At 73.2% G+C, this 20,248-nt stretch carries 21 protein-coding genes; 14 read left to right on the forward strand and 7 right to left on the reverse strand.

What is annotated here, in order from left to right; genetic code table 11:
• Positions 1–33: 33 nt before the first annotated feature.
• The 3 genes from LG632_RS12300 (at position 34) to LG632_RS12310 (ending at position 1,520) form a co-directional block, all read left to right on the forward strand.
• Positions 34–633 carry a GNAT family N-acetyltransferase gene (locus LG632_RS12300; RefSeq protein WP_226727058.1) on the forward strand — a complete coding sequence of 200 codons (600 nt, stop codon included), beginning with the start codon at positions 34–36 and terminating at the stop codon, positions 631–633.
• A 73-nt stretch (positions 634–706) separates the two neighbouring features.
• Entirely contained in the window at positions 707–1,291 is a 585-nt protein-coding gene (locus LG632_RS12305; protein WP_226727038.1) for a dihydrofolate reductase family protein, read from the forward strand.
• Positions 1,292–1,319: 28 nt separating this feature from the next.
• The gene (locus LG632_RS12310; RefSeq protein ID WP_226727060.1) at positions 1,320–1,520 is read left to right on the forward strand and encodes a hypothetical protein; all 201 of its coding nucleotides are present in this window, start codon (positions 1,320–1,322) and stop codon (positions 1,518–1,520) included.
• Positions 1,521–1,535: 15 nt separating this feature from the next.
• Here LG632_RS12310 and snpA read toward each other — a convergent pair whose 3' ends face one another.
• Positions 1,536–2,180 (reverse strand): snapalysin, encoded by a 645-nt coding sequence (gene snpA / locus LG632_RS12315; protein ID WP_226727039.1) that lies wholly within the window; start codon positions 2,178–2,180, stop codon positions 1,536–1,538.
• Positions 2,181–2,384: 204 nt separating this feature from the next.
• Here snpA and LG632_RS12320 point away from each other — a divergent pair, with 204 nt between their 5' ends.
• From LG632_RS12320 to LG632_RS12330, 3 genes are all read left to right on the forward strand, one after another.
• Entirely contained in the window at positions 2,385–3,320 is a 936-nt protein-coding gene (locus LG632_RS12320) for a LysR family transcriptional regulator (protein ID WP_226727040.1), read from the forward strand.
• 145 nt (positions 3,321–3,465) lie between these two features.
• Positions 3,466–4,377, forward strand: a complete 912-nt coding sequence (locus tag LG632_RS12325; protein ID WP_226727041.1) for a DUF4097 family beta strand repeat-containing protein — start codon at positions 3,466–3,468, stop codon at positions 4,375–4,377.
• Between the two features lies 1 nt (position 4,378).
• Complete coding sequence (locus LG632_RS12330) at positions 4,379–5,305, forward strand: PadR family transcriptional regulator (RefSeq protein ID WP_226727042.1); 927 nt, start codon at positions 4,379–4,381, stop codon at positions 5,303–5,305.
• Between the two features lie 104 nt (positions 5,306–5,409).
• Here LG632_RS12330 and LG632_RS12335 read toward each other — a convergent pair whose 3' ends face one another.
• A complete protein-coding gene (locus LG632_RS12335) occupies positions 5,410–6,372 on the reverse strand; it encodes a zinc-binding dehydrogenase (protein ID WP_226727043.1) in 963 nt (320 codons plus the stop codon).
• Between the two features lie 190 nt (positions 6,373–6,562).
• A complete protein-coding gene (locus tag LG632_RS12340; RefSeq protein WP_226727044.1) occupies positions 6,563–7,768 on the reverse strand; it encodes an NAD(P)-dependent malic enzyme in 1,206 nt (401 codons plus the stop codon).
• Between the two features lie 536 nt (positions 7,769–8,304).
• Between LG632_RS12340 and LG632_RS12345 the strand changes: the two genes are divergently transcribed.
• The 3 genes from LG632_RS12345 to LG632_RS12355 are packed head-to-tail and all read left to right on the forward strand — an operon-like array spanning position 8,305 to position 11,020.
• Positions 8,305–9,255: an ABC transporter substrate-binding protein gene (locus tag LG632_RS12345; protein ID WP_226727045.1), complete on the forward strand. Its 951-nt coding sequence runs from the start codon at positions 8,305–8,307 to the stop codon at positions 9,253–9,255.
• 41 nt (positions 9,256–9,296) lie between these two features.
• On the forward strand, positions 9,297–10,247 hold the full coding sequence (locus LG632_RS12350) for an amino acid ABC transporter permease (protein ID WP_226727046.1): 951 nt from the start codon (positions 9,297–9,299) through the stop codon (positions 10,245–10,247).
• Positions 10,244–11,020: an amino acid ABC transporter ATP-binding protein gene (locus LG632_RS12355; RefSeq protein WP_308108302.1), complete on the forward strand. Its 777-nt coding sequence runs from the start codon at positions 10,244–10,246 to the stop codon at positions 11,018–11,020. The genes LG632_RS12350 and LG632_RS12355 overlap by 4 nt, the downstream gene beginning before the upstream one ends.
• Before the next feature lie 97 nt (positions 11,021–11,117).
• Here the strand turns inward: LG632_RS12355 and LG632_RS12360 are convergent, their stop codons facing one another.
• Positions 11,118–11,867 (reverse strand): class I SAM-dependent methyltransferase, encoded by a 750-nt coding sequence (locus LG632_RS12360; RefSeq protein ID WP_226727047.1) that lies wholly within the window; start codon positions 11,865–11,867, stop codon positions 11,118–11,120.
• 84 nt (positions 11,868–11,951) lie between these two features.
• Between LG632_RS12360 and LG632_RS12365 the strand changes: the two genes are divergently transcribed.
• A complete protein-coding gene (locus LG632_RS12365) occupies positions 11,952–12,581 on the forward strand; it encodes a CGNR zinc finger domain-containing protein (protein ID WP_226727048.1) in 630 nt (209 codons plus the stop codon).
• On the opposite strand, the gene sodX is transcribed toward LG632_RS12365, so the two are convergent.
• On the reverse strand, positions 12,485–12,892 hold the full coding sequence (gene sodX, locus LG632_RS12370) for a nickel-type superoxide dismutase maturation protease (RefSeq protein WP_226727049.1): 408 nt from the start codon (positions 12,890–12,892) through the stop codon (positions 12,485–12,487). The two genes, LG632_RS12365 and sodX, sit on opposite strands and share 97 nt — an antisense overlap.
• A gap of 152 nt (positions 12,893–13,044) precedes the next feature.
• Here sodX and sodN point away from each other — a divergent pair, with 152 nt between their 5' ends.
• Positions 13,045–13,440, forward strand: a complete 396-nt coding sequence (gene sodN / locus LG632_RS12375) for a superoxide dismutase, Ni (protein WP_226727050.1) — start codon at positions 13,045–13,047, stop codon at positions 13,438–13,440.
• Between the two features lie 96 nt (positions 13,441–13,536).
• On the opposite strand, the gene LG632_RS12380 is transcribed toward sodN, so the two are convergent.
• Complete coding sequence (locus tag LG632_RS12380) at positions 13,537–13,998, reverse strand: hypothetical protein (RefSeq protein WP_226727051.1); 462 nt, start codon at positions 13,996–13,998, stop codon at positions 13,537–13,539.
• Between the two features lie 366 nt (positions 13,999–14,364).
• A complete protein-coding gene (locus LG632_RS12385; protein WP_003966321.1) occupies positions 14,365–14,550 on the reverse strand; it encodes a DUF6104 family protein in 186 nt (61 codons plus the stop codon).
• Between the two features lie 160 nt (positions 14,551–14,710).
• On the opposite strand from LG632_RS12385, the gene LG632_RS12390 reads away from it, so the two are divergent.
• The 3 genes from LG632_RS12390 to LG632_RS12400 all read left to right on the forward strand — a co-directional run.
• Positions 14,711–16,795, forward strand: a complete 2,085-nt coding sequence (locus LG632_RS12390) for a VMAP-C domain-containing protein (protein ID WP_226727052.1) — start codon at positions 14,711–14,713, stop codon at positions 16,793–16,795.
• Positions 16,796–17,114: 319 nt separating this feature from the next.
• Positions 17,115–18,125 (forward strand): AAA family ATPase, encoded by a 1,011-nt coding sequence (locus tag LG632_RS12395; RefSeq protein WP_226727053.1) that lies wholly within the window; start codon positions 17,115–17,117, stop codon positions 18,123–18,125.
• Between the two features lie 6 nt (positions 18,126–18,131).
• The coding region (locus tag LG632_RS12400; RefSeq protein ID WP_308108307.1) for an SAV_2336 N-terminal domain-related protein at positions 18,132–20,248 on the forward strand (2,117 nt) is incomplete at its 3' end.

A 20,248-nucleotide genomic window follows, 5' to 3' on the forward strand; every position in this document is an offset into this window, starting at 1 on the left:
ACGCAGTTGATGATCCGGTGAAGGGTGAGAACAGTGGGGCTGGAGATACGCCAGGCGGAGCAGGCGGACCGGGACGCGGTCGCGGCCCTCCTCGACGAGGCCTTCCAGGAGGACCCGGTCAGCAGCTGGGTCTTCCCCGACCCGGCCCACCGCCGCGCGGTGCACGGGAAGTTCCTCGGGGTCTTCGTGGACGTCGCCCTGGAGGAGGGCCGGATCGACTACGCCGCCGACGGCTCGGCGGCCGCGCTCTGGCTGCGGATCCCGGCGGGGGAGCCGGAGGGCGAGGACGAGGTCCCGGCGCGGATGCGGGCGGCGGCCGACCCGGACAACGAGCGCTGCGAACTGGTCGGCCGGCTCACCGGCGAGGTCCACCCGACGGCGGAGGAGCACGAGTACCTGCTGATGATCGCCGTCAGGCCCGGCCGCCAGGGGGAGGGCCTCGGCACCGAGCTGATGCGGCCGGTGCTGGAGCGCTGCGACCGCGAGGGGCTGCCCGCGTACCTGGAGGCGAGCTCGGAGCGGAGCATGCGGCTGTACGAGCGGCTCGGCTGGGAATTCACCGGCACGGCGGTACGGCTGCCGGACGGGCCGCTGATGTGGCCCATGTGGCGCAAGCCGCAAGCCATGGCATGACCACTTCATTGCGCGTACGGTGGGTGCACCGCTCATCACGCTTCGCCGACGCCGACCCGAAAAGGAACCGCGCTTGCGCACCCTCACGTACTTCGTCGCCACCTCCGTCGACGGCTTCATCGGAGCCCCCGACGGCGACGGCGAGTTCTTCAACCGCATGGTGGACCGCGAGTACGCCCGGTGGCTCGCCGCCGAGTACCCCGAGACCATCCCGACCCACGTGCACGCCCAGCTCGGCCTCGGCGCCGACACCCCGGCCCGGCACTTCGACACGGTGATCATGGGCCGCGGCACCTACGACGTGGGCCTCAAGGACGGCGTCACCAGTCCCTACGGGCACCTGGAGCAGTACGTCGTCAGCCGCTCCCTGGCCGGGTCCCCCGATCCGGCCGTCCAGCTGATCAGCGGCGACGTCGTGGCCCGCGTGCGCGAGCTCAAGCAGCGCCCCGGCCTGGGGATCTGGCTGTGCGGCGGGGCGGACCTGGCCGCGCAGCTGGTGGACGAGATCGACGCCTTCGTCGTCAAGACCTACCCGGTCCTCCTCGGCACCGGCATGCCCATGTCGCGGGCCGGCTTCGCGCTGCGGGGGCTGGAGCTCACCCGCGTCGAGTCCTTCCCCGGCGGGCAGACCGTGTCGGCGTACGCGCGCCGGCGCTGATCGGGCGGAACCGGCCTACCGTGGAGGTATGACCGGTCGACATGAGGAACGCGCCCACGGGGCGGCCGCGGCCCGGGCGGGGCGCGAGATCGCGCACTGCCCGGCATGCGGCCGCCCCGTGGAGACGGTGATCAGGCGGAGCAAGCACCTCGGGATCTTCGTGCCCGAGTGGGTCCCGGGCCCCTGCAAGAACCCGGACTGCCCCGCGTACGACCGGCCGGAGCCCTGATCCGGCCGGAGCGCCCTAGCGCTGGGCGGCGGCCAGGCCGTTGCGCCAGAGCTGGTCCACCCTGGCCCGCTCCGTCGCGTTCGGCTGGGCGTTCTGGCAGGAGGTGCCCGGGCCGCCGCCCGACATCAGCTCGCTGCACGGGCCCGAGTAGTGGTCCGGCAGGCCGAGTACGTGGCCGGTCTCGTGGGCCGTGACCCGGGTGGAGTTGTACTGCTGGTTCTGCCGGTAGTCCAGGAAGATGTAGCCGCGGCCGTGGCCGTCGGTGCTCGCGTACGAGCCGCGCGAGTCGTTGCCCTCGTAGTAGGCGAAGCTGCCGCCCGAGGACACCTCCTGGAGCTTGACGTTGGAGACCGAGCTGTTCCAGATCTGGGTGGAGCGGGCTATCTGGGTCCGGAAGCTCGGCGCGTTGCGGGTGTTGTAGGTGACGGTGACCGCAAGGGCGCCGGGGTTCTTGGCGCGCTCGTCGGCCACCGCGCGCTGCACGGCCTCGAAGAAGGCGCGGTTGTTGTCGGCGTTCTCCTGCGAGCGCTCGTAGGCGGCGTACGAGGCGGCGTTCCCGGCGGGAGCCGATGCGGCGCCCGCGACGGGCGCGATGCCGAGCGCGGCGGCGAGACCGAGACCGAGTGCGCCGGCCAGCACGGCCGTTCGGGGATTGCGCATGGAAGATCCTGCTTTCCGGTGTGGGGGGTGGTGCGTTCCGGTACCGGAGTGTGCGGGAGCATGCGGGGCCGCCGGATGATGCCAACGCCCGATAACGCGAGGCTATCGGAAGGTTTCGGGCGGGCAACGGGCGTGAGAATGGCGGGATTTGAGGGGATCTCGGTGGCTGGTGCGGTCCGTCGGGGTCGAACTACCCTTCGGGCCATGGAGCTCGAGGTGAGGCATCTGCGCGCCCTGTGCGCGATCGCCGACGCCGGCAGTCTGCACAAGGCGGCGCGGCAGCTCGGTGTGAGCCAGCCCTCGCTGACGACCCAGCTGCGGCGCATCGAACGGGCCCTGGAGGGCGAACTGTTCCTGCGCGAGCGCACCGGTTGCCGTCCCACCCCCTTCGGCCGGACCGTGCTGGGCCGGGCCCGCCCGCTGCTCGCCGAGATGGACGCCCTCGTCGCCGAGGCCCGCGCCCAGGCCCACGGGCCCCGGCTGCGCATCGGCTCGACCGCCAGCCGCGCCCTGCCGGGCTGGCTGCGCCGGCTGCACCGCCGGCTGCCGGACACGGAGACCACCCTCGTCGTGGACGTCTCGGGCAACGCCCTGCTGCGGATGGTGGCGGCCGGGCAGCTGGACGTGGCCTTCGTCCACGAGGTGGAGGGCTTCCCCTTACGGGTGCCGGAGGGCCTGCAGGTGCGGGTGCTGATGGAGCGCGAGCCGCAGTTCGTCTCCATGTCCCCCGACCATCCAGCGGCCCGCAACGACGTGGTCCACCTGCGCGAACTGGCCGACGACCGCTGGATGGTGGACCCTTCCGTCGACGGCGAGTGGGACGGCCTGCGCCGCGTCCTCGCCGAGGCGGGCCTCGACCCGCCGCTGCTGCACGCCGACTACCACACCGCGGCCTCCCTGATCGTCTCCGGCGAGGCGGTCGCGCCCTGCCAGCCGACGTCCGGGGCGCGCGAGGACATGGCGATCCGGCCCCTGCACGGGGACCCCCTGGCCGTCCGCCTGCTGCTCGCCACCCGCCCCGGCAGTCACGCCGAGGCCTACGCCGACCTGCGGGAGGCCTACCGCGAGGTCGCGCTGAGCACGCCGTCGTACCGGGCCTGGCTGCGCCGGGCCGGCAGCCCGTTGCTGGAATCGGCCTGAAACCACCGGGTGGACCGGCGCCTTCCGGCGGGTGCCGCGCGGCCGGATCCCGTTCTCGCGCTGTATCGCGACGGCCCTTGACTTCCCCAAGCCGCGATATATCGTGTGTCCGTAGAGACGCGATATGTTGCGAGGAGGATCAGCCATGGCAGAGCAGTCCACGTGGTCGGTCGGCGGTCCCCGGAAGCTGACCTTCGACGAACCGGTGGCGGAGTTGCGCGTCCGGATCGTCGGCGGCACGGTCAACGTGGTCGCCTCCGACGAGGGACCTGCCCGCCTGGAGGTGGCGGAGATCGACGGCCACCCGCTGCAGGTCGTCCAGGACGACGGCGTCCTCACCGTCTCCTACGAGGACCTGCCCTGGAACGGGACCCAGACCTTCGGCTCCTGGCTGGAGAGCAGGCCGTGGACCAAGTGGCGCACCTCCACCGGCGGTCGCAAGGCCTGGGAACGCAGCGCGGTCGTCACCGTCACCGTCCCGCCGGCCACCCGGGTCCAGGTGGCCGCCGTGGGCGCCGCCGCCTTCGTCTCCGGCATCACCGGTGACACGCAGGTGACCGGGGTCTCGGGCGACACCACGCTGGTGCGGTTGTCCGGCCGGACCAGGGCCCACACGGTCTCCGGCAGCGTGGAGGCCCAGGCGGTCACCGGTGAGCTCGGCTTCCGCTCCGTCTCGGGCGCACTGACCGTCGTGGACGGCGCGGGCGTGAGCGTACGGGCGGAGTCGGTCAGCGGCGACATGCTCCTCGACCTCGGCCCGGACCGGGCCGAGCCGGTGGACATCGCGCTGAACTCCGTGTCGGGCGAGGTCGCCATCCGGCTGCCGCACCCGGCGGACGCCCGCGTGGAGGCCAACACCGCCAGCGGCGGGATCTCCAACGCCTTCGAGGACCTGCGGGTCTCCGGCCAGATGGGCGCCAAGCGGATCACCGGCACCCTGGGCGCCGGGACCGGGACGCTGCGGGCCACCACCGTCTCCGGAGCCATCGCCCTGCTGCGCCGCCCCCAGGACGCGGACGACGCGGCTCCCCTCCCGCTCGACAAGAAGGTGCTCTGACATGCCGCCCGTCTTCGCCCACGGCCGCCTCCGCCTGTACCTGCTCAAGCTCCTGGACGAGGCGCCCCGCCACGGCTACGAGGTGATCCGGCTGCTGGAGGAGCGCTTCCAGGGGCTGTACGCGCCCTCCGCCGGCACGGTCTACCCGCGGCTGTCCAAGCTGGAGGCCGAGGGCCTGGTCACGCACGCCAGCGAAGGCGGCCGCAAGGTCTACTCGATCACCGACGCGGGCCGCGCCGAACTGGCCGACCGCAGCGGGGAACTCGCCGACCTGGAGCTGGAGATCCGCGACTCGGTCTCGGAGCTGGCCGCCGAGATCCGGGCCGACGTCCGCGGGGCGGCCGGCGATCTGCGCCGCGAGATGCGCGCGGCGGCCTCCGCCTCCCAGACGCACGTCGAGGACGAGTCCTGGCGGGTGGCGAAGGAGGAACTGCGCCGCGCCAAGCACGAGTGGAAGGAGCAGGCCCGCCGCGCCAAGGACGAGAGCCGCCGCGCCCGCGAGGAGGCCCAGGCCGCCCGCAGGCAGGCCAAGGAGGCGCAGGATCGCGCCCGCGAAGAGGTCCAGCGGATGGCCCGGCAGTTCCACGAGCAGTTCTCGAAGTCGGGCATGTCCGGCATGGCCGCCGGCCTGTCCGACTTCACGGAGAAGCTGGGCACGTGGCTGGGCGCCCCGCCGGCCCCGGCCCCCGGCCCGGCCCCGGCCGCGCACGAGCCGGTGCCGGGCGCCCCGGTCCCGCCGTGGGCCACCGATCTGCCGCGCAGCGGCGACCCGGCGCGCGACCTGGACCGCCTGCTCGACCGCTTCCGCGACGACGTCCGGGACGCCGCCCGCGACCACGGCCTGACCGAGTCCCAGCTCCAGCAGGTCCACACCCGCCTGAGCCGCACGATCGACGAGCTGAACCGGACCCTGCGCCCGCGCGCCTGACGGACCGGCCCGGACAGCACAGGCCGGACCGGCCCGCGGGGGGCGTTCCCGCCGGGCCGGTCCGCGGAGGCGTCCGCCGGGCCGGTCCCCGCCCGGGCGGCGGATCAGACCGTCAGGACCACCTTCCCGAACAGGTCGCCCGACTCCAGCTTCGCGAAGCCCTCGCGGGCCCGGTCCAGCGGCAGCACCTGGTCGATCAGCGGGCGCAGGCCCGTGTTCCGGCAGAAGGCCAGCAGGTCCTCCAGCTCGTCCTTCGTGCCCATCGTGGAGCCGACCACCTTCAGCTCCAGGAAGAAGATCCGGGTCAGCTCGGCGTGCGCCGGGCGGTCGCCGCTCGTCGCGCCGGAGATCACCAGGGTGCCGCCGGGGCGCAGCGACTTGATGGAGTGCGACCAGGTGGCCGCGCCGACCGTCTCGATCACCGCGTCCACCCGGTGCGGCAGCCGCGCCCCCGGCTCGAACGCGTCCACGGCGCCCAGCTCCACCGCCCGCTTGCGCTTGGCCTCGTCGCGGCTCGTGGCGAAGACCCTCAGCCCCGCAGCCCGGCCCAGCGCGATGGCGGCGGTCGCGACGCCGCCGCCCGCGCCCTGCACGAGCACCGAGTCGCCGGGGCGGACCCCGGCGTTGGTGAAGAGCATCCGGTAGGCCGTCAGCCACGCCGTCGGCAGGCAGGCTGCCTCCTCGAACGACAGCCCGGCCGGCTTGGGCAGCACGTTCCAGGCCGGCACGCTCACCTGCTCGGCGAACGTCCCCTGGTAGCGCTCGGTCAGGATGGAGCGGGGCTCGTCCGGCCCGACCCCGTGACCCGACTGGCCGATCACGGAGTGCAGGACGACCTCGTTGCCGTCCTGGTCGATCCCGGCGGCGTCGCAGCCGAGGATCATCGGGAGCTTGTCCTCACTGAGGCCGACCCCGCGCAGCGACCACAGGTCGTGGTGGTTGAGGGAGGCGGCCTTGACGTTCACGGTCACCCAGCCGGGGCGCGCCTCGGGGGCCGGGCGCTCGCCCAGCTCAAGGCCGCTCAGCGGCTGGTCACGGTCGATTCGGGCGGCGTAGGCAGCGAACATGCGGCGACGCTACCGCTCGGTAGGGGCCGGTTCCAGAGGGCCGGGCGCCCGGCGGGTGAGGTCTTCGTCGCATCCGGCCGCCGCGGGGCGTCCGTACGAAACCACGAGACGCACTCCACAGGCCCGGCCCGGCCCGTGGACAGCACTCGGGCCCGGCCGGAAGGTTCCGGCCGGGCCCGAGGAGGCGCTGTCACGGACGGCGCGCCACGCCGTCCTCGCGGGCCGCCGCGGCGACCGCCGCGGTGACGGCCTCGGCCACGCGCTCGTCGAACGGCGACGGGATCACGTAGTCGGCGGCGAGCTCGTCGTCGGCGATGACACCGGCGATGGCGTCGGCCGCGGCGATCTTCATGTTCTCGGTGATCCGGGAGGCGCGGACCTTGAGGGCGCCCGCGAAGATGCCCGGGAACGCGAGCACGTTGTTGATCTGGTTCGGGAAGTCCGACCGGCCGGTGGCCACGACCGCCGCGTACTTGTGCGCGACGTCCGGGTGGACCTCCGGGTTCGGGTTGGCCATGGCGAAGACGAACGCGTTCTGCGCCATGGAGGCCACGGCCTGCTCCGGGACGGTGCCGCCGGAGACCCCGATGAACACGTCCGCGCCGGACAGGGCCGACTCCAGGGAGCCGGTCAGGCCGCTCTTGTTCGTCAGGCCCGCGATCTCCGCCTTGACGTCGGTGAGGTCCGTGCGGTCGGCCGAGACGACGCCCTTGCGGTCGGTGACGCAGACGTCGCCGATGCCCGCGTCGACCAGGATCTTGGCGATGGCGATGCCCGCCGCACCGGCACCGGAGATCACGGCGCGCAGGTCGCCGAGGGTGCGGCCGGTCAGCTTGGCGGCGTTGCGCAGGGCCGCCAGGGTGACGATGGCGGTGCCGTGCTGGTCGTCGTGGAAGATCGGGATGTCCACGCGCTCCTGCAGGCGCCGCTCGATCTCGAAGCAGCGGGGGGCGGAGATGTCCTCGAGGTTGATTCCGCCGAACGAGGGTGCCAGCCGGACCACCGTGTCGATGATCTCGTCGGTGTCCTTGGTGGCGAGCGCGATCGGGACCGCGTCCACACCGCCGAACTGCTTGAACAGGATGGCCTTGCCCTCCATCACGGGGAGGGAGGCCTCGGGTCCGATGTCACCGAGTCCGAGCACGGCCGTGCCGTCGGTGACGACGGCGACGACGTTGGACTTCCAGGTGTAGTCGTGGACCAGCTCGGGCTGCTCGGCGATGGCGCTGCACACCTTCGCCACGCCCGGCGTGTAGGCCAGGGACAGGTCGTCCTTGTCCCGGACCGGAACGGTCGCCTGCACCGCCATCTTGCCGCCGCGGTGCAGCGCGAAGGCCGCGTCCGGGTTGTTCTCCGTCTCGCTGTCGCTGCGAGGGTTGACGATCTCCGCTGCCACTTCGTGTGACCCCTTAGGTCTTTGAATCATTGAGGGTTGCCGCTCCTGGTTAAGGAGCGGGCGGGCACCGCGTCCGTGCTCCGCATCGACGGTTGGCCCGTCTCCGCGAAGGGGAGGTCCGTACGCGCGGGCGCGCCGCACACGCGCCCTGAGCCCCGGATGAGGGGTGTAAGGACCTGTTCTACCCGAAGAACGCTCACCCAGACGAGTCGATTCCTACTCGACCCTATGCCCCTTGTCCGGGTTTCGGCGAAAAGTCCAAGGGCAAGTGTCCAATAGTCGAGACGAAGCATGTACGCGCAGTAAAACCTGCTGCTGAAAGCCCTGATCACGGCACAAACTCCGGCCTCAGCGGCGCCCGCCCGCAGGCCTGTTGGGGACCCCCCTGGACCCGTTATCCGATTTTGACCTGACGAACTGCCTGAATGCGGCAGTCCGAATGGCAAGATGCGTCAACCACAACAGGTCGTGACACTCGAAGGTGCGTGCCCGACCTCCTATCGGACGCTTTTCCACCCCTGCCGGAGGACCAGCTCATGACCGCTAGCACCACCCGTCGTACGACCGCCGCCCGGTCCCGGATCGCCGCGGTCGGCGCGATCGCGGTCGCCGGTGCCCTGATCCTGACCGGCTGCGGCGACCAGACGGACAAGAGCTCCACCCCCGGTGAGACGAAGGCCAACACCAGCGCTCCGCTCTTCTCCAAGCTGCCGAAGAAGATCCAGGACGCGGGCGTGGTCAAGGTGGGCACGGACGCCGCCTACGCCCCGATGGAGTACACCGAGGGCGGCAAGATCGTCGGTGTCGACCCCGACATCGCCGCGGAGCTCGGCAAGCAGCTCGGCGTGAAGTTCGAGTTCACCTCGGGCACCTTCGACGGTCTGATCACCTCCCTGGAGACCGGCCGCCAGGACGTGATCATGTCGTCCATCACGGACAACAAGAAGCGCCAGGAGGGTCTGGACGACAAGGGCAACAAGATCGGCAAGGGCGTCGACTTCGTCGACTACTTCAACTCCGGTCTGTCGCTGCTCGTCAAGAAGGGCAACCCCGAGGGCATCAAGTCCATGGACGACCTCTGCGGCCGGACCGTGGCCGTCCAGCGGGGCACCACGTACGAGGACGCCTTCAAGGCCCAGGCCGAGAAGTGCGGCGACAAGAAGCTCACGATCCAGGCGTTCGACACCGACGCCGAGGCCCAGACCCGCGTGAAGGCGGGCGGCGCCGTGGCCGACCTGAACGACTACCCGGTGGCCGCCTACACGGTGAAGACCTCCGGCGGCGGCAACGACTTCGAGATCGCCGGCCAGCAGAGCGACGTCGGCCTGTTCGGCATCGGCGTCAGCAAGGACAACACCCAGCTGCGCGACGCGATCAAGGAAGCCCTCGACGCCATCATCAAGGACGGCTCCTACGCCAAGGTCCTGGAGAAGTGGAACGTCAAGGACAGTGCCGTCACCGAGGCCAAGATCAACGCCGGCCAGTAGGTCCCACGCGCCACCGAACGTTCCACTGAAGGGCAGTCATTGTGACTGACAAGATCGACAAGGGTTCGGCCGCCACCCCGCCGGCCGGACCCGGCGCCTCGGGCACCCCGTACGAGGCGATCAAGGCCATCCCCGTGCGGCACTACGGACGCTGGCTCAGCGCCGTGGTCGTCGCCGCCCTGCTCGGCTGGCTCGTCTACGCGTTCTCCCAGGGCAAGGTCATCTGGAAGACGGTCGGCGACAAGCTGTTCGACCCCTCGGTCATCGCCGGTCTCGGCAACACCGTCCTGATCAGCATCACCTCGATGCTGCTGGGCCTGCTGCTCGGCATCCTCTTCGCCGTGATGCGCCTGTCGAAGAACCCGGTGACGAGCTTCGTGGCCTGGCTCTACATCTGGTTCTTCCGCGGGACCCCGGTCTACGTCCAGCTGCTGGTGTGGTTCAGCCTCCCGCTGATCTTCCAGTACATCAACCTCGGTCCGATCTACAAGAACGAGACCGTCGACGTCATGACCCCGTTCATGGTCGCCCTGCTGGGCCTCGGCCTGAACGAGGGCGCGTACATGGCGGAGATCGTCCGGGCCGGCATCCAGTCCGTCGACGAGGGTCAGACCGAGGCCTCGCACGCCCTCGGCATGACCCAGCTGCAGACCATGCGCCGCGTGGTGCTGCCGCAGGCCATGCGGGTGATCATCCCGCCGACGGGCAACGAGTTCATCAACATGCTCAAGACCTCGTCGCTGGTCTCGGCGGTGCAGTACACCGAGCTGCTGCGGGCCTCGTCGAACATCGGCAACACCGCCGGCGCCATCATCGAGATGTACTTCGTGGCCTCCATCTGGTACCTGGCCCTCACCAGCGTCTTCAGCGTCGGCCAGTACTACCTGGAGCGCCGCTACGCCCGCGGTTCGCTGCGCAGCCTGCCCCCGACGCCGTTCCAGCGGCTGAAGGCCAACCTGAACATGTTCCGCCGTACGGAGGTCGCGCGATGACCGCCAAGACCGCTCAGCCCATGGTCAAGGCCGAAGGCGTCCACAAGTCCTACGGCGCCGCCCACATCCTGCGCGGCATCGACCTCGAGGTCGCCCCGCGTGAGGTCTTCTGCCTGGTCGGCCCGTCCGGCTCCGGCAAGTCCACCTTCCTGCGCTGCATCAACCACCTGGAGCGCATCAACGCCGGCCGCCTGTCGGTCGACGGCCAGCTGGTGGGCTACAAGCAGAAGGGCGACAAGCTCTACGAGCTGAAGGACAGCGAGGTCGCGGCCCAGCGCCGGGACATCGGCATGGTCTTCCAGCGCTTCAACCTCTTCCCCCACATGACGGCCATCGAGAACGTCATGGAAGCCCCCGTCATGGTCAAGGGCGAGTCCAAGGCGGTGGCGCGCGAGCGCGCGATCCGGCTGCTGGACCGCGTGGGCCTGGGCGACAAGGGCGGGAACTACCCCTCCCAGCTCTCCGGCGGCCAGCAGCAGCGGGTGGCGATCGCCCGCGCCCTGGCCATGGAGCCCAAGCTGATGCTCTTCGACGAGCCCACCTCGGCGCTCGACCCCGAGCTGGTGGGTGACGTGCTGGACGTCATGCGGGACCTGGCCGAGTCGGGCATGACGATGATCGTCGTCACGCACGAGATGGGCTTCGCCCGCGAGGTCGGCGACAACCTCGTCTTCATGGACGGCGGCGTGGTCGTCGAGTCGGGCAACCCGCGCGACGTGCTCACCAACCCGCAGCACGACCGGACGAAGGCGTTCCTGTCCAAGGTGCTGTAAGAGGCCGGAGGGCCGGAAGGCCGGAGAGCCGCCGGACCGGAGAGCCGCCAGGGGCGGTACGGGGATCCCGTACCGCCCCTGCGGCATGCCCGGGCGGCTACTTGAGCGCGAGCACCAGCGCGTCGGACGGCGAGCACCACACCGGCCGCGCCTCGTCGAAGCCGGCCGCGCGCAGGGTGCGCGCGTGCCACGCGGCGGGCTGGGTGTCGCCCTCGGCGTGCTCGCCGTAGATCGCGAAGCGCGCCTTGGTGGGCTCGGCGAGCACCGGGTCGGCCGCGGCCCGCTCCCACCACTCGCGCCAGTCGGCCTGGCCGGCGGCCTTGGCCCGGTCCATGGCGGCGTGCCGGTGGGCATGCTCGGCGGCGTTGATCCGCGGGGTGGAGTCGTCGGGCATGTGGTCGGCGTTCATGAAGACCCCGCCCTCGCGCACCAGCGGCGCGAGCCGGCCGTAGAGCGCGGCGAGCTCGTCGCCCGGCAGCCAGTGCAGGGCGGTGGCCGTCAGGACGGCGTCGTACGAGCGGTGCGGCAGCGCCTCGGTCCAGGCCGGGTCCTTCAGGTCGGCGGTGACGAACGAGACCCGTGCGTCGCCGGCGAAGTGGCCGCGGGCGATCGTCAGCAGGGCGGGGTCGAGGTCGACGCCCGTACTGGTCGCCTCTGGGAACCTCTTGAGGAGCCGATCCGTGATACTTCCCGTACCGCACGCGAGATCCAGCACGCGGGGCGCCGTACCCACCGTCGCCTCGACCATGTCCAGCATCACCCGGAACCGCTCCTCGCGGTCGGGCATGTACCACTCCTGCTGGCGGTCCCAGCTGTCCTGCCAGGCCTGCCAGTCGGTCCCCGTCATCGCAACCGCCTTCCGTACGTAATACCCTCGAAGAGGTCTCAGCCGTTACGGAGAGACCTTAGATCGCAGCCGTAAGGACTACAAGTGGAACTGGCCTCTTACTCGGACTACGCCGTGCGCCTGGTCAACACCGAGGAGCCGGCCCGCAACAAGGACGCGCTCACCTCCGTGGACGCCGTCCGCGGCCTCTTCGGCGCCAGCGTCCAGATGGCCCGCCGGGTCACCGACGCGGACGTGACGCGCTTCCGCAACGTCCGCGGCCGGCTGCGCGCCGTCTTCGAGGCCGCCGACTCCGGCGACCACGTGCTCGCGGTCGACCTGCTGAACTCCCTGCTCATGGAGTTCCCCGTCAGCCCGCAGATCTCCGGCCACGAGTTCCTCGACGACGAGGGCCGGCCCGACTGGCACATGCACCTCGCCGACCACCCCTCGAACGCCTCGGCCGGCTACGCCGCCATCGCCTCCATGGGCCTGGCCTTCCACCTCACCGAGTACGGCCCCGACCGGCTGGGACTGTGCCAGGCGCCGCCCTGCCGCAACGCCTACCTCGACACCTCCACCAACCGCTCCCGCCGCTACTGCTCCGACCGCTGCGCCACCCGGTCGAACGTCGCCGCCTACAGGGCGCGCAAGCGACTGGAGGCCTCCGGGTCGGGCAGGAGCGGACGCAGCGCGGACACGGCCCAGGACAGCCGGGCGCCGATCGAACGCTGATCGGGTCTGCGGGGGCGGTAACGCAGCCGCGCGACGGCGAGGACGAGCTCCTCGGGCACGGTCCCGAAGTCCTCGCTGTCCCCGGTCCGGTTGAAGCCGTTGTCGCCCAGCACCCACCAGCCGCCCCCACGGCGTTCCACGGCGCGCTTGACGACGATCAGGTCCTGCTGGAACGGGTGGCGCAGCAGGACCACGTCACCCGGACGGACGGTGGCCCCGTACCGGACGAACAGCCGGTCCCCCTCGTAGAGGGTCGGCACCATCGACGGCCCGTACACCTCCACCACCACGAACGGCACCCGCCAACCCATGCGCACCTCCTGCAACGTCGTCCGTATGTTCGCGCACTGCCCTCATCCTGACCCTGGACTTTTGTCCTAAGCCCATGGGGGCGACCGCGAAAACCGGATTCTCACCGAGTAATCTCCCCCTTGAGAAGACGATCACGAGGAGGACGAGCTCAATGCTTTCCCGCCTTTTCGCCCCCCAGGCGAAGGTCAGTGCCCACTGCGACCTGCCGTGCGGCGTGTACGACCCTGCCCAGGCCCGTATCGAGGCCGAGTCGGTCAAGGCCGTCCAGGAGAAGTACCAGGCGAACGAGGACGCGGACTTCCGCGCCCGCGCCATCACCATCAAGGAGCAGCGCGCGGAGCTGGCCAAGCACCACGTGTCGGTCCTGTGGAGCGACTACTTCAAGCCGCCGCACTTCGAGAAGTACCCCCAGCTGCACACGCTGGTGAACGACACCCTCAAGGCCCTGTCGGCCGCGAAGGCGTCCAACGACCCGGCGACCGGCCAGAAGGCCCTGGACCTGATCGCCGAGATCGACCGCATCTTCTGGGAGACCAAGGCGGCCTGATCCGCCCGGGTCGCCGGTGCTGCTTCACACGGCAAGCCGGTGGCCCACTCGAACGGCCCGGTCGCTTCGGCGACCGGGCCGTTCGCGATCAAGCGGTCAGCAGCCGTCGTAGCGCCAGGCCCCGCCCTCCTTCACCCAGGGCTGGGAGGTCTGGTCGAGGGCGGGCACCGAGTACGTGTAGGTGACGCGGGCCATGTCGCCCGCGAGCTGGTCGATCCGGAACGTCTGGATCTGCTGCTTGCCGTACGCCTTCGCTGCCTTGTCCACGATGGTCGAGAAGAGCTCGGGCGGGCCCGCCTTGCCCTGGCAGCGCTTCGACAGGGTGTTGTACGCCGCCTTGCCGTCGGGCTTGAAGTAGGCGTCCGAGTAGGCGCGGACAGCGGCCTCCAACCTCGCACGCTCGGGATCGACCTTGGGGGCCTCGGACGTGGCGGGCGCCGGCCCGGAGGCGGACGGGACGGGCTTGTCGGCGGCCGGCGCGGGATCGCTGGAGCATCCGGTCACGGCAAGGAGCGCCGCCGCGAGGAGTGCGCCGGCGGCTATGGGGTGAGTACGCATCGCGCCATACTTGCGGGCGCCGGCGGGCGTGGGAAGGCGGCCGGGAGTTGCCGGCGCGGATCGGCCCGTGCTCGCTTGCTGGTCAGGCCGCCTCACCCCCTGCCGCTCGGGGCGACCCCGGCCAGCACGGCGATCGCGACGACCAGCATGACGGAACTGGCCCAGACCAGACGTCTCGACCGCGGGCCGGGCGCACGTCTACGGGTGTCGGACACTCTCCTGCCGTGCGCGGCGCCGGCCTCGTCCGCGCAGCGCACTGCTCCGATCGGGCGTGATGGTGCACGCCCGGTGTGCCGAAGCCCCCTGCCACGCCCCCGGTCGGGGGCGCGGCAAGGGGCTTTCGTGTACCGCGGGCCGGGGCGAGGGTCAGGCGTCCTCGTCGTCCTCGTCGTCCAGGCGGGCCAGCCAGGTGGCCAGGCGCTCGACCGGGACCTCGAAGTCCGGGTTGAGGTCGACGAAGGTGCGCAGCTGCTCGGCGAGCCACTCGAAGGTGACCTCCTCCTCGCCGCGCCGCTTCTCCAGCTCCTCGATGCCGCGATCGGTGAAGTACAAGACAGGCTCCGTGCCGGTGTCGATGGGACGTGGATGGGACGTAGGTGATTCTCGGCCAGGATAATCCTGGTTTCTTCCACGTCTCCCCTCCGCAGGGGCCCGGCGCTAGCCTGAACTGCCCGGACACGCGGGACGCCGGGGCCGGGCGGGGAGGCGGGGAATGGCGGACGGGCGCGCGGCAGGTTCCGTTCACTCCGCACGCGCCTTCGAGCTCCTGGAGCCCCTCGTCCAGGCCGCCACCGTACGCGTCCACGCGCCCCCGGACGGGTATGAGGACCCTGGGACCCGTCGCACCTGGGGGAGCGGCTTCTTCGTCGCGCCCGGCTGGGTCCTGACGTGTGCGCACGTGGTGGGGGAAGGGGGTGCTGGTGTGCGTCTTGCGGGCCGCGAGGTCGGCATCACCTTCGCCCCGGGGGAGGCCGGGGACGCCGGGGCCACCGGCACGGTCGCCGGGCGGGTGGAATGCGTCCTGCCCGAGTCCCTGGAGCAGCGCCGCCCCGGGCGGCGGGGCCTGTGGCAGCTGCCGGACCTCGCGCTGATCCGGGTGCTCGCGCCCGTCACCCACGCCTGCGTCTGGCTGACGGACCGGGCCCGGCCGCCCCGGTTCGAGGACGTGGCCTACTTCGGCTGCACCGAGGACCTGGGGGTGCCCGAGATCACCGGGCGGACCACCCGGCTGCGCGGCGCCGCCGGAGCCGGCAAGGCTATCCGCCTCGGCGCGGACGACGAGATCGTCCCCGGCATGTCCGGCGGACCCGTCGTCGACCTGGCCCGCGGCGAGGTCGTCGGCGTCGTCAAGGCCCGCCGCCAGGAGGGCGGCGGCGGTCTCGCCGTCTCGATCGTCCAGCTGCGCACCCTGCCCCCGGCCGGTCCCGGGCAGGTCGGCCTCTACCGCCGCGTCCTGCAGGCGCACGACCTGTACCACTACGACCAGCACCTCAGCGACCTCGACAGCCGGCGCACCTGGACCGACGTCCAGGGCGAGCTGCCCGCGGCGGCGCAGGCCTACGGCACCCGCCTGCGGCTCACCCCCGGCGAGCGCACCACCCTCTACGGGCTGCTCGCCGAGCTGCCCGCGCCCCGCTCCTCCGAGGCCGTACGGTCGCTGGTCGAGGCCGCCCGCGGCGAGGAGCCCGACTCCACCGGTCCGGCCCCGCTCAGCTGGCGCGACGGGATCGGCCTGCTCTACGACCCGCCGGGCGGGGTCAGCGAGGCCGCGGCCATGCTGCGCTACGCCACCGACGTGAGCGTCGCCGACCACCGTGAGCCGCCCACGCCCGGCGCCGACGAGGAGCTGTGGGACTGGGTCCGGGCCACCGCCGAACGGCTGTGGCGGCCGTTGCGCCGCGAGCTGGGCGAGCGCCACGAACGGGGCCTGGCCGAGCGCGACCGCCGCCGGGCCGTGGCCGCCCGCCCCGTGCACGGCCCGCTCCGCGCCCCCGACGCCCTGCCGCCCGGCCCGTCGGTGCTGCTCGAAGCCTGGTCGCACGGCTGGGAGGAGGTCTACGACTGGCGGGTCTCCGTCCTCGGCGGCCCCGACCGGCCCGCCGAGCTGACCCCCGTCGACTCCGGCGTACGGGTGCCCCCGCAGCGGCTGCCCGAGGCGTTGCGGGCCCCGCTCGCCGAGGCGTTCCGGCGCTGCGACACCCATGAGGCGGCGGCCCTGCTCGAAGTGGCGGTCGCCCCCGAGCTGTTCACCCTGGCCGTGGACGAGTGGCCGGTCACCGGTGACACCCCGGTCGGGGTGCAGCGGCCGGTCGTCTACCGCTACCCGGCCGACGGACCCTGCGCGGATGACCCCCTGCGCGCCGCCGACCGCTGGACCCGGGTGATGACCGGGCCGGCGCTGGACCAGCGCGCCGACTGCTCCCGGGGCCGGCCCCGCAGCCCCTCGTACGGCTGGCTCAGCGGGCTGCCCGACCACGTCGTCCCCGTCTCCTGCCGCAGCGCCGACTGCGAACCCGCGCTCGGCGCGCTCCACGCGGCACGCCGGGCCGGGTACGGGGTCGTGCTGTGCCGGCGGCCGCCGCCGGGGGAGGTCTCCTGCGCCGCGTTCCACCGCGGCCTGCGCGAGGAGCTGGCCGAGGCCGGCCGGGGCCGCCCGCTGCCGCTGCGCCTGCTGTCCCTGCGGGTGCGGGCCCACGACCACGACCCCGACGCCTACTGGTCGACCGGCCTCGGCCTGGTCTGGGAGGACCCGGACCGGCCGCTGCCGGAGGACGAGCCGTTGCAGGGGGACCTGTGAGGGCGCCGGGCGGGCCCGGCGGGGCGGGGCGCGCCGGGGCCGGCTGATCGCCGTACGGGCACGACGCCGCCGCGGCGACCGGCGGACCCCGCCGCCACCCCGACCCCGTCCCCAGCCGCCGCCCCGGCCCCGTCCCCGCCGCCGCCCCGACCGACGTACCCCGCAGCCACCCGCCGCCGCGCAGGCCGGCGTACGCCGCCGGTGGCGCCGGCCGACGTACGCCGCCGGTCGTGCCGACCGGCGTACGCAGCCCGCTGCCCGCCCCGCCGGGGCCGATCCCCCGGTGGGGCGGGCGCCGGGCCGACCGAAGGAGCGTTCCGTGAACGACGAGTGGCTCATCTACCGGGGCGTCGGTGAGCCCCATGACGGGATCGACGGCCTGCCGCCCGCCCCGCCCTGGCGGGACTTCGACGGCGGCCCGCCCGTCGCGCCCGGTCCCGCGGCCGCCACCCCCGACAGCGCCGCCGCGCGGCGGCTCGGCGCGCACCGGCAGGCCGCCGAACTGCTGCGCCCCGAGCCGGAGGAGCTGGAGGCGATCAACGCCGCGCTGTACCTGCGCCGGCCGCTGCTGGTCACCGGCTATCCCGGCACCGGCAAGTCCACCCTCGCCCACGCCGTCGCCCACGAGCTGGGGCTCGGCCGGGTGCTGCGCTGGCCCGTCGTCTCCCGCACGCAGCTCCAGGACGGCCTCTACCGCTACGACGCCATGGCCCGGCTCCAGGACGTGCAGATCGCGGCCGGGGCGGGCGTGGCCGGGCCGCCGCCGGGCATCGGCACGTACATCCGGCTCGGGCCGCTGGGCACCGCCCTGCTGCCGACCGAGAAGCCCCGGGTGCTGCTGATCGACGAGCTCGACAAGAGCGACATCGACCTGCCCAACGACCTGCTGAACGTCCTGGAGGAGGGCGAGTTCACCCTGCCCGAACTGGAACGGGTCGCCGACCGCGAGCCCGAGGTCCAGGTGCTGACCGACGACGGGACCAAGGTCACCGTCCGCGACGGGCGGGTGCGGTGCCGGGCGTTCCCGTTCATCATCCTCACCAGCAACGGCGAACGCGACTTCCCCGCCGCCCTGTTGCGCCGCTGCATCCAGCTCAAGCTGGGCCAGCCCGGCGAGAAGCGGCTCGCCACCATGGTCACGGCGCACCTGGGGGAGGAGGCCGCGCGGCTCGGCGCCGACCTGATCCGGGAGTTCCTCACCCGCTCGCAGACCGAGCTGGTCGCCGCCGACCAGTTGCTCAACGCCATCTACCTCACCCACTACGCCGCCCCACCGACCCGGGAGGACCTCGCCGACCTGCTCATCCAGCGCCTCGACCGTTCGAGGTGACCGGCCGTGGCCACCGACCCGGCGCAGCCGGCCCGAGTGCCCCGGGTGACCCGGCCGCCCCGGGTGTCCCGGGCGACCCGGCTGACCCGGCTGACCCGCCTGGCGTCCGTACTGCGGGACGCCGGACTCGATCCGTCCGCCGAGGAGCTCGCCGACGCGCTGTGGCTGGCCGCTCAGGTGCGCGCGGCGGCCGCCGCCCGGCTGGAACGGGAGGCGGCGGCGTCGGGCGCGGCGGCCGGAACGGCGTCGGGGCCCGCGTCGGGGTCCGCGTCGGCCGAGGAGAGGGACGGGGGGCCGGGAGAGGAACGGGACGGGGACGGCGACGCCGACCCGGCCGAGGCCGACCCCGGCCACCCGGGGCGCGGCGACCCGGACGGCGCCGGAGCCGACCCGGACGCGGACGGGACGGCGGAGGGCGAGGCGGGAGGTCTTCCGGGCTTCGGCGGCGGGCGGCGGGGCGCGCGGACGGCGGGCGGCGTCGGCGCAGGCGGCGGCGCCGGCGGGTACGGGGCCGGGGACGACCCGGTCGGCGACGAGGACGACGACCCGCTCAGCCTGTTCGTCCTCGGCCGCCCGGGGACGTACGCGGATCCGGAACCGGAACTGCCCAGCGGCACCGGCGTCCCCGTACGGGTGCCGGCGGCGTCCGCGCTGCCCCGGATCCTGGACATCCAGCGGGCCCTGCGCGCCCTGCAACGGCACCGGCCGCCCACCGCACCGGCCCGGATGGTGCTGGACGAGGAAGCCACCGTCGAGGCGAGCGCCCGGGCCCTGGGCCTGGCCATCCCCGTGCTGCGGCCCGAGACCCGGCGCGAGGCCACCATGCGGCTGGTGATGGACGCCTCGCCGTCGATGGCGGTGTGGCAGGACATGCTCGACGAACTGCGGAGCGTGTGCGAGCGGTTGGGGGCGTTCCGGGACGTCCAGGTGCACTACCTGCACCGGCTGCCCGACGGCGCCCCGGCCGTGGGCAACAGCCCCTGCCCCGACAGCGCCTCCCGCTCCGGGGAGCAGCTGCGCGATCCCACCGGGCGGGCACTGACCATGGTGGTCAGCGACTGCGCCGGCCCGCTGTGGCGGGAGGGCGAGGCGCAGCGGCTGCTGCACCGGTGGGCCGAGTGCGCCCCGTGCGTGGTCGTCCAACCGTTGCCGCAGCGGCTGTGGGGGCGCAGCTGGCTGCCGACCGAGCGGGGGACGCTGACCCGGGTCGGCGGGGCCGGCGGCCGGCTGCGGTTCCGGCCGGACCGGCCGCCGCGGGCCGGGCGGCCGACCGGCGGCCTGACCGTGCCGGTGCTGCCGCCCAGTGCGGCGGCGCTCGGGGCCTGGGCCCGGCTGGTGGCCGGGCTGGGCAGCGGCGCCGTACCCGCCGAGGTCGGGCGGGTGCTGGCCGGGCACCCGGCGGCGCCCGTGCCACCGCCGCGGATGGCGCGCCCGCCGCGGGAACTGGTCCGCCGCTTCCGGGCGTCGGCCTCGCCGCGGGCGGTGCAGCTGGCCGTGTACCTGTCGGCGACGCCGCTGACGTTGCCCGTGATGCGGCTGGTGCAGCGGACGATGCTGCCGGACTCGGAGCCGTCGGACCTGGCGGAGGTGCTGCTGAGCGGGTTGCTGCGGCGGGCCGGGGGGCCGGCGGCCCGAACGGGCGCGGGTGCGGGCGCGGGTACGGCTACGGGCACGAGCGGGGGCGCGCGTGCGGGCACGGGCGCCGGCGGGGCGGGGGCCGCGGCCGGGGCGGTCCCCGGCTCGGGTGCCGCGGCGGGGACGGGACCGGGGGAGTGGTACGAGTTCGTGCCGGGCGTGCAGGACGTGCTGCTCGGGCCGCTGGGGCGGGACGAGGCGGCGTTGGTCCTCAAGCACTGCTCGGAGTACGTGCTCCAGCACTTCGGGCGTGGCGTGCGGAACTTCCCCGCGTTGGCGGTGTCCCAGCTGACGGGGGCGCCGTTGCCGGTGTCCACGCAGGTGGAGGAGGACCCGGCGGGCGAGCGGGGCCGCCCGCCCGCGGCGCGGCTGCCGCAGGCGTTCGCACGGGTCTCGGCCAAGGTCGTCCGCCGCTACCTGCCCGCGCCGCCGCCGGCGGCCGGGGACGGCCCGGCCACCGCCGACGAGACGCCCCCGGCGGCTCCGTC

The sequence above is a fragment of the Streptomyces antimicrobicus genome (genome assembly GCF_020532625.1).
Taxonomy (GTDB): Bacteria; Actinomycetota; Actinomycetes; order Streptomycetales; family Streptomycetaceae; genus Streptomyces; species Streptomyces antimicrobicus.